This window comes from Hydrogenophaga sp. FW305-3-2-15-A-LB1 (assembly GCF_058787875.1).
The window spans coordinates 1-7,634 of the sequence record NZ_JBYTAE010000142.1 but is presented as its reverse complement, the minus strand read 5'-3'; the positions used below and the strand labels follow the sequence as shown (position 1 = coordinate 7,634).

At 67.4% G+C, this 7,634-nt stretch carries 9 protein-coding genes; 3 read left to right on the top strand and 6 right to left on the bottom strand.

Annotated elements, in window-relative coordinates; all coding sequences use genetic code 11:
* The first annotated feature begins 89 nt into the window (after positions 1-89).
* Both AC3WPZ_RS27145 and AC3WPZ_RS27140 read left to right on the top strand, forming a co-directional pair.
* A complete protein-coding gene (locus AC3WPZ_RS27145; protein WP_382155019.1) occupies positions 90-662 on the top strand; it encodes an RNA polymerase sigma factor in 573 nt (190 codons plus the stop codon).
* Between the two features lie 10 nt (positions 663-672).
* Complete coding sequence (locus AC3WPZ_RS27140; protein ID WP_492442441.1) at positions 673-1,449, top strand: anti-sigma factor; 777 nt, start codon at positions 673-675, stop codon at positions 1,447-1,449.
* A 10-nt stretch (positions 1,450-1,459) separates the two neighbouring features.
* Here the strand turns inward: AC3WPZ_RS27140 and queF are convergent, their stop codons facing one another.
* The 6 genes from queF to AC3WPZ_RS27110 all read right to left on the bottom strand — a co-directional run bounded on the left by queF (position 1,460) and on the right by AC3WPZ_RS27110 (position 6,584).
* Entirely contained in the window at positions 1,460-2,311 is an 852-nt protein-coding gene (gene queF, locus AC3WPZ_RS27135) for an NADPH-dependent 7-cyano-7-deazaguanine reductase QueF (RefSeq protein ID WP_492442439.1), read from the bottom strand.
* Positions 2,312-2,318: 7 nt separating this feature from the next.
* Complete coding sequence (locus AC3WPZ_RS27130; protein ID WP_492442437.1) at positions 2,319-3,203, bottom strand: 2OG-Fe(II) oxygenase; 885 nt, start codon at positions 3,201-3,203, stop codon at positions 2,319-2,321.
* A 16-nt stretch (positions 3,204-3,219) separates the two neighbouring features.
* Complete coding sequence (yaaA, locus tag AC3WPZ_RS27125) at positions 3,220-3,996, bottom strand: peroxide stress protein YaaA (RefSeq protein WP_382155007.1); 777 nt, start codon at positions 3,994-3,996, stop codon at positions 3,220-3,222.
* Between the two features lie 94 nt (positions 3,997-4,090).
* Entirely contained in the window at positions 4,091-4,681 is a 591-nt protein-coding gene (locus AC3WPZ_RS27120; protein WP_382155004.1) for a DUF3501 family protein, read from the bottom strand.
* 20 nt (positions 4,682-4,701) lie between these two features.
* Positions 4,702-6,051, bottom strand: coding sequence for a (Fe-S)-binding protein (locus AC3WPZ_RS27115; protein WP_492442435.1), 1,350 nt, complete (start codon positions 6,049-6,051; stop codon positions 4,702-4,704).
* A gap of 110 nt (positions 6,052-6,161) precedes the next feature.
* The gene (locus tag AC3WPZ_RS27110) at positions 6,162-6,584 is read right to left on the bottom strand and encodes a rubrerythrin family protein (protein ID WP_086125420.1); all 423 of its coding nucleotides are present in this window, start codon (positions 6,582-6,584) and stop codon (positions 6,162-6,164) included.
* A 306-nt stretch (positions 6,585-6,890) separates the two neighbouring features.
* On the opposite strand from AC3WPZ_RS27110, the gene AC3WPZ_RS27105 reads away from it, so the two are divergent.
* Complete coding sequence (locus tag AC3WPZ_RS27105) at positions 6,891-7,505, top strand: VOC family protein (RefSeq protein WP_492442433.1); 615 nt, start codon at positions 6,891-6,893, stop codon at positions 7,503-7,505.
* The last annotated feature ends 129 nt before the right edge of the window (positions 7,506-7,634 follow it).

Sequence of the window (7,634 nt, the reverse complement as noted above, 5' to 3'; positions counted from 1 at the left end):
GCCCCACCGCGCGCGGTTCCCGCCCCGTGCTGGTGTGGAGCCGGCCCGGCAATGCCCCGCAGAAGCCCCCGCAGCCCCACAATGCGCGCATGAGCGACCAACCCGACGACACCCTCATCGCCCTGCTCGACCGCATCGCCCAGCGCGACGAGGCCGCTCTCAAGGGCCTCTACGACCTGGTGTCGTCCAAGCTCTACGGGCTCTCGCTGCGCGTGGTGAACAAGCACGAATGGGCCGAGGACGTGCTGCAGGAAACCTTCCTGCAGATCTGGCGCTCGGCCGGCGACTACCGCGCCAGCCTGAGCCCGCCCATGGCCTGGCTGGGCCTGATCGTGCGCAGCCGCTCGCTCGATGCGCTGCGTCGGCGCAGCGCCGAGCGCGCCCACCTCACCGACGAGATCGACGACGTGATGGCCGACACGATGGAGGGCACGTCTCCCAACCCCATGGACGTGAGCCTGGCGAGCCAGCAGGCCTGGGCGCTGCACCAGTGTCTGGGCCAGCTGGAAAGCCGCCAGCGCGAGGTGGTCAGCCTGGCCTACCTGCGCGACCTGAGCCACAGCGAGCTGGCCGAGCAGCTCAAGTTGCCGCTGGGCACGGTCAAGACCTGGATCCGCCGGGGGCTGGACCAGTTGCGCACCTGCATGGCGCGCTTCGCGTGAGGACCTCGCCATGAACCTCATGAAACACCCCGAACTGCTGGACCAACTGGCCGCGGCCCACGCGCTGGGCACGCTGCGCGGGGGCGCGCGCCGCCGCTTCGAAGCCATGGCGCGCGAACAGGCGCCGGTGCGCGCCGCCGCCCTGGTGTGGCAGAGCCGCGTGGCCAGCATGAACGAACTCCAGGCCCCGAGCGAACCGGCCCCGGCGGTCTGGACGCGCATCGAGAACCTGGTGCGCGCCGACAACGACCAGCAGGCCATGGCCGCCGCGCGTGCCACCCCGCCCAACGGCCGGGGCGGCTGGCTGCGCAGCCTGGCGCTGTGGCGCGGCGCCACCGCCGCCGGCGCCCTGGCCACGATGCTGGCCGTGGTCACGGCCGTCGGCCTGCGCGACAACCTGGGCACGCGAATCAGCGAGTTGCAAGCCCAACTCGAAGCAACGCCGCAGGTGGAGTACGTGGCCGTGCTGCACGACGACCAGGCCAGCGCGTCCATGCTGGTCACCTTCGATCCCAAGAGCAGGAAGCTCACGCTGCAGCGCGTGAGCGGCTTCCAGGAAGCGAGCGACAAGTCGCTGCAGCTCTGGGCGCTGCCGCCGTCCGGCGGCCCGCGCTCGCTCGGCGTGCTGGGTCAGGAGCGCCTGTTGCAGCTCGCCGCTGGCGAGGGCGATGTGCGCGAGGTGCCGACCCTGGCGATCAGCCTGGAGCCCAAGGGCGGCGTGCCGAGCGAACGCGGCCCCACCGGGCCGGTGCTGTTCAAGGGCGCGCTGATCCAGAAGATGCTCTGAACCGGCCGGCTCACTGCCGCGCGGTGCGCACGTTGGCCGGCGGCGATTGCGGGTGGCTGCTGCGCCAGGGGTTGATGTCCAGCCCGCCCCGGCGCGTGTAGCGCGCGTAAACCGTGAGCTTGGCCGGCTTGCAGCGCTGCCAGACATCCATGTAGATGCGCTCGACGCACTGCTCGTGGAATTCGTTGTGGTTGCGAAAGCTCACGATGTACTGCAGCAGGCCGGCCTGGTCGATCTGCGGGCCGCTGTAGCTGATCTGCACGCTGCCCCAGTCGGGCTGGCCGGTCACCAGGCAGTTGCTCTTGAGCAGGTGGCTCACCAGGGTCTCGGTCACGGGTTGCTCATCGAGCGCGGCCGAGAGCAGCTCGGGCGCGGGCTGGTACCGCGTGCACTCCACGTCGAGCCGGTCGATGGACAGGCCGCTGAGTTCGTGCACCGGCTCGCGGTCGAAGTGCTCGGGCAGCAGCAGCTTCACGCCGGCGCTGGCCTGGATCGGGCCGCCGTGCCAGATCGCGGCGCTCACGTCGGCGCGGATGCGGTCGCGCACCGCGTCGGCGCTGTCGAACCGCGTGTTGTTGAAGCTGTTGAGGTAGAGCTTGAACGACTTGCTCTCCACGATGTGCGTGCTCTCGCAGGGCACGGTGATGTGCGCCAGCGCCACCATGGGTTTGCCACGCAGGTTGAGCCAGCTGAGCTCGAAGGCGGTCCAGAGGTCGGCGCCCAGAAAGGGCACGCTGCCGGTGATACCGATCTCGCGCCGCTTGGTTTCGCGCGGCAGCGGAAACAGCAGCGAGGCGTCGTACTGGTCGATGTAGGCCGAGGCGCGGCCGAGCTGGGACTGTTCGGGGGTGTTCTGGGACATGAGAGCGTCAGATGAATTCGCGTTCGCGCAGCCACTTGGTGGCGACCCATTTTTCGCCCTCGATCACGGGCGCGCCGCCGTGCAGCGTGCGGGTGGAGGGGTGGGGCCGGTCGTAGCTGAAGAAGACGGCGTTGCCGCGCACCGGCGCCACCTCGAAGCCCACGTCGGGGAAGGTGGTGCCGCCGCCGCGCGCGGGCTCGTTGAGGTACATCACCAGCGTGGCCACGCGCTGGCCGCCGCGGCGCAGGATGGTGGGCGTGCCCGGCTCGGCGGGATCGAAGTAGTCGTAGTGCGGCTTGTACTCGGCGCCGGGCTTGTAGTTGAGCACCTGGAAGCCCTCGCCGTTCTCCAGCGGCCAGTTCAGCAGCCGCGCGATGCGCGCTTCGACGGCGGCCACCTCGGGCGTCTGGCCCCTCGTGAAGAACATGCCGCTGCTGGTGCGGTCGGGGTTGAGCTCTTCGCCGCCGGTCTTGGTTTCCACCGTGAGCGAGCGCGCCAGGTGCGGGCGCGCGGATGCGATCAGCGCCTCGCACTCTTCGGCGCTCAGCAGGTTGCCCAGCACCACCACGCGCGGGTGGTTCAGCGTGGCGATCACGTCCACCAAACGGTCGCCCGCGTCGATCTGGCGCGGGGACTGGCTCAGAGCGAAGTCGGGCACCGGCACGCCCGCCGCGGTGGAAGCCGCATCGGGCTGGGCCGCAGGCGCGACCACCGGGGGCTTGGCGGCCTGGGCGCGCAGGTGCTCGCGCAGCGTGCTCTCCAGCGCCGCCACGGCCACCGACTCCTGCCAGCCGGAGGACACCATGGAGGCCAGCACCACCTCGGGGGTGAAGCCGGCGGACGCCTGATCGATGATCCAGCGGCGCAATTCGGGGGTGATGGTCTGGCTCATGTGTGTGTCGAGGCGGTCAGGCCTTCTGTTCGCGGCGGAACACCAGCCGGTCGGGCGAGGACGCGGCGGGCACGAAACGGTAACCCTCAAGGTCGAAACCCTTGAGCTGTTCGGGCGTGGTGGCCCGGTGCGTCACAGCGTACCGCACCATCAGGCCGCGCGCGCGTTTGGCCATGAAGCTGATGACCTTATAGCCATCGGCCTTGCGTTCCTCGAACGCGCAGGTGACCACGCGCGGCAGCAGGGCCTTGCGGTCCACGGCCTTGAAGTACTCCTCGCTGGCGAGGTTGATCACCACCGGGCTCAGGTCGGCCTTGGCGCGCTGATTGAGGTACTCGGCGATCTGGCGGCCCCAGAACTCGTAGAGGTTCTTGCCCCGGGCTGTCTTCAGGCGCGTGCCCATCTCCAGCCGGTAGGGCTGCATCCAGTCGAGCGGGCGCAGCACGCCGTACAGGCCGCTGAGGATGCACAGGTGCTGCTGCAGCCAGTCGAGTTCGGCTTCGCCCAGGGTCTTCGCGTCCAGCCCGCCGTACACGTCGCCGTCGAAGGCGAGCACGGCCTGCTTGGCGTTCTTCGCGGTGAATTTCGGGCGCCAGGCCTGGTAGCGCGCGACGTTCAGGCCCGAGAGCGCGTCCGACAGGTCCATGAGCTCGCCGATCTGCAACGGCGTTTTTTCGCGCAGCACCTCGATGAGTTCGGTCGAGTGTTTCACGAACAGCGGCTGGGTGTGGGTGGGCACGTGCGGGGGCGTCTCGTAGTCGAGCGCCTTGGCGGGCGAGATCAGGAAGAGCATGTCGGGCTGGAGGCGGGCGGGGCCGCAGAGGGAGGCGAACACGGAAGCGGCAAGGCTTCCCGGGGGAAGCCCTGATTATCCCCAACGGGCCGTGTTACTTCAGGTCACCGGCGAGAGACGCCAGCGTTTCCGGGGGCACTTGCAGGTGCGCCGGGTAGTGGGTGTGATCGCACCCCAGCTTGACGGCCGCGCCGGCCAGCACCGCCGCGCGCATCGGGGCCGTGAGCTCGAAGCGCACGAAGTGCACGGCCGAGGTCTTTTCGTCGTTCTCGCGGTCCAGGTCCTCGTCGGCGATGGCGTACACACGGGCATGGCCTTCGACCTCGACGAACATGCGGTCTTCCACCCCGATGAGCCGCGCGAGTTCGCGCTTGCGCTCGTTGATGTCGATGTACTCGATCATCATCGTGGCCTTCCAGTTCGTGCCATCGGGCACCAGCGGCGCGTAGGCATCGATCTCCTGCTGGATGCCCTCCTCCTCGAAGATCTTCTCGATGCGCAGCATCTCCTGGATCTGGTAGCGCATGGTGGTCTCGCTCTCGAACTGCAAGTGCAGGTGCTCGCCCAGCTGCACGCTGCGCAGCCGGCGGTGCGCCATGATCTCGGGCTTGTGCACCTTGCGCCACTTGGTGTAGGCCTCCAGGCTCATGAGGGAGTCGGCGGTGATGCGGCCGGTGAGTTGCATGGTGGGTGCTCCTTGCTTTCTTACTTCAGGCCATAGGCCCGGGCCACCAGGCTCAGCGGGTGCTGCAGTTCCGGCGCACCCAGGCCGTTGACCTCGAAGCCCTGCGCGATGTGGTGACCACCGAGCGGGCAGTCCGAGCTGATGACGTCGGGCTTCGCGCCGTCCTTCATGGTGGCCATGGCCTTGAACACCGGTTTGCCGATCTTCATGGCCTGCTGGTGGTGCGCCTTCTTCACGCCGAAGGTACCGGCGTGGCCGGAGCAGCGCTCGATGGTGTTCACCGTGGTCCCGGGCACCATCTTCAGCATCTCCTCGGTCTTGCGGCCGATGTTCTGCACCCGGCCGTGGCAGGGGATCTGGTAGCTCACGTTGCCCAGCGCTTGCGGGAACTCGGTCTTGAGCAGGCCGTCGCGCTTGCGCGCCATCAGGTACTCGAACGGGTCCCACACGCTCTCCTTCACGAGCTGGGTGTCGGCATCGTCGGGGAACATCAGCGGGATTTCCTGCTTGAACATCAGCGCGCAGCTGGGCACGGCCGCGAGGATCGCGTAGCCGTCCTTCGCGTACTTCGCGAGCACCGGGATGTTGGCCTCCTTGCTTCGCTGCACCGAGTCCAGGTCGCCCAGCTCCAGCTTGGGCATGCCGCAGCATTTTTCCTTCTCGACCAGGGTGTAGGGAATGCCGTTGTGGTCGAGGATCTTGAGCAGGTCCAGGCCGATGCCGGGCTCGTTGTAGTTGATGTAGCAGGTGGCGAAGATCGCGACCTTGCCCGGTGTCTTCTCCCCATCGACCACCTTCGAGGCGTTGGCTTCGGGCGCGCCCGAGCGGAACTTCTTCGTCGCGAGTTCGGGCAGCCAGGCGTCCTGGTCGACGCCGGCCACGCGCTCCATCAGGCCGCGCGCGGTCCTGGTGCGGTTCACCGCGTTGGCCACCTGCACCACGATCGGAATGCCGGCGAACTGGCCGTGCACGTCGGTGGAGGCGAGGAAACGCTCGGCCAGGCCCACCTCGCCCTTCTTGAACTGGATCGCCTTGGCGCGCAGCATGGTGTGCGGAAAATCCAGGTTCCATTCGTGCGGCGGCGTGTAGGGGCACTTGGTCATGTAGCAGAGGTCGCACATGTAGCACTGGTCTACCACCTTCCAGTAGTCCGCCTTGGCCACGCCATCCACCTCCATGGTGCTGCTCTCGTCGACCAGGTCGAACAGCGTGGGGAAGGAGCCGCACAGGCTCACGCAGCGCCGGCAGCCGTGGCAGATGTCGAAGATGCGCTCCATCTCGTGCAGGCACTTGTCCTCGTCGTGGAAGTCGGGGTTCTTCCAGTCGAGCGCGTGCCGCGTCGGTGCCTGCAGATTGCCTTCTGTGGCCATGGGGATGTCTCCTCGTCTGGTGCGAGTCGTTTCGTGGGTTTTTGAAAGGGCTCGGCCAAGCCCTTTCAAAAACGCTGCGCCTACGGCGCAGCGAGGGAACGGGGGCTTGCTCAGTCCACGAGTTCGTTCAGGGCCTTTTGATAGCGGTTGGCGTGCGAGCGCTCGGCCTTGGCCAGGGTCTCGAACCAGTCGGCCACTTCGTCGAAGCCTTCCTCGCGCGCGGTCTTGGCCATGCCCGGGTACATGTCGGTGTACTCGTGGGTTTCGCCGGCCACGGCGGAGGCGAGGTTGTTGCGGGTGGAGCCGATCGGCAGGCCGGTGGCCGGGTCGCCCGATTGCTCCAGGAATTCCAGGTGGCCGTGCGCGTGGCCGGTTTCACCTTCGGCGGTCGAGCGGAACAGGGCCGCCACGTCGTTCTGGCCTTCCACGTCGGCCTTGTTCGCGAAGTACAGGTAGCGGCGATTGGCCTGGGATTCGCCGGCGAAGGCGTCTTTCAGGCACTGCTCGGTTTTCGAGCCTTTCAATGCGGGCATGTGGTATCTCCTTGCTTGCGTGGGTGGAAGAAACGCCCATGAGGCCCGGACAACAGGCGCCGAACCTGACAGGACTTCCGCAACATACGCCCGCCGGTCAGCCAGCGTCCAATAGTTCTGGGCTATGCGGGGAATTGCCCTCGCCTATCCGTGGACGGGCGTTGATATCGGCGCTCAACAGGATCGACACCCCCGGCCGAAAGCATCAAACTGGAGTGCGCCGCAGGCCTATTGAATTACGATAAGAGAAATGCGTTGCATAATGGTGAATCACAGGCCCCGCTTTCGCCCATCCAGGAGACCGACATGCCGACCACCGCCACCCTGCCCCCGCCCGCGCCGATCCAGCAGTTGCACCACTACGCGTACCGTGCGAAGGACGCCGAGGAAACGCGCCGGTTCTACGAAGACATCCTGGGCCTGCCGCTGTACCACATCATCCAGAGCGATTACGTGCCGAGCACGGGCGAGTACTGCCCGTACACGCACTTCTTCTTCCGGCTGCAGGACGGTTCCTTCATCGCCTTCTTCGACCTGGGCGACGACGAGGCCGCGCTGCCCAGCCCGAACACGCCGAAGTGGGTGAACCACATCAGTTTCCGCGTGGACACGGTGGAGGAGCTGGAGAACACCAAGGCGCGCCTGGAAGCCGGCGGCATCGAGGTGCTGGGGGTGACGGACCACCACATCTTCAAGAGCATCTATTTCTTCGACCCGAACGGCATCCGCCTGGAACTCACGGCGCAGCTGGCCGACGAGTTCGAGATGCTCAAGGAGAGCAAGACCGCGCATGCGCGCCTGGCCGAGTGGACGGCGCGCAAGGAGCAGTGGCGCAAGGAACGCGCCGAGGGCAAATCCGCCGCGCCGCTGAAGCCGCAGCAGAACGACCGGCCGGAGGTGGTTGCGCGCGTCAAGGCCTGAGGGTTTTGGCTTTGGCGTTGGCCGGGTCCGGTCGGCGAAGGGTGGGCGAGGGGCTCCGCTCATGTCCCCCGAACCGGCTTCGCCGGTTCTCCTCCTTTACTTCGCTGCGCCCCTCACCCACCCTTCGCC

What these genes read in the sequence shown, in the direction of transcription:
- AC3WPZ_RS27115 (WP_492442435.1), bottom strand. Translation starts at nt 6,051, where the DNA reads ATGGCCACAGAAGGCAATCTGCAGGCACCGACGCGGCACGCGCTCGAC.
- AC3WPZ_RS27105 (WP_492442433.1), top strand. Translation starts at nt 6,891, where the DNA reads ATGCCGACCACCGCCACCCTGCCCCCGCCCGCGCCGATCCAGCAGTTG.
- queF (WP_492442439.1), bottom strand. Translation starts at nt 2,311, where the DNA reads ATGTCCCAGAACACCCCCGAACAGTCCCAGCTCGGCCGCGCCTCGGCC.
- AC3WPZ_RS27145 (WP_382155019.1), top strand. Translation starts at nt 90, where the DNA reads ATGAGCGACCAACCCGACGACACCCTCATCGCCCTGCTCGACCGCATC.
- yaaA (WP_382155007.1), bottom strand. Translation starts at nt 3,996, where the DNA reads ATGCTCTTCCTGATCTCGCCCGCCAAGGCGCTCGACTACGAGACGCCC.
- AC3WPZ_RS27110 (WP_086125420.1), bottom strand. Translation starts at nt 6,584, where the DNA reads ATGCCCGCATTGAAAGGCTCGAAAACCGAGCAGTGCCTGAAAGACGCC.
- AC3WPZ_RS27120 (WP_382155004.1), bottom strand. Translation starts at nt 4,681, where the DNA reads ATGCAACTCACCGGCCGCATCACCGCCGACTCCCTCATGAGCCTGGAG.
- AC3WPZ_RS27140 (WP_492442441.1), top strand. Translation starts at nt 673, where the DNA reads ATGAACCTCATGAAACACCCCGAACTGCTGGACCAACTGGCCGCGGCC.
- AC3WPZ_RS27130 (WP_492442437.1), bottom strand. Translation starts at nt 3,203, where the DNA reads ATGAGCCAGACCATCACCCCCGAATTGCGCCGCTGGATCATCGATCAG.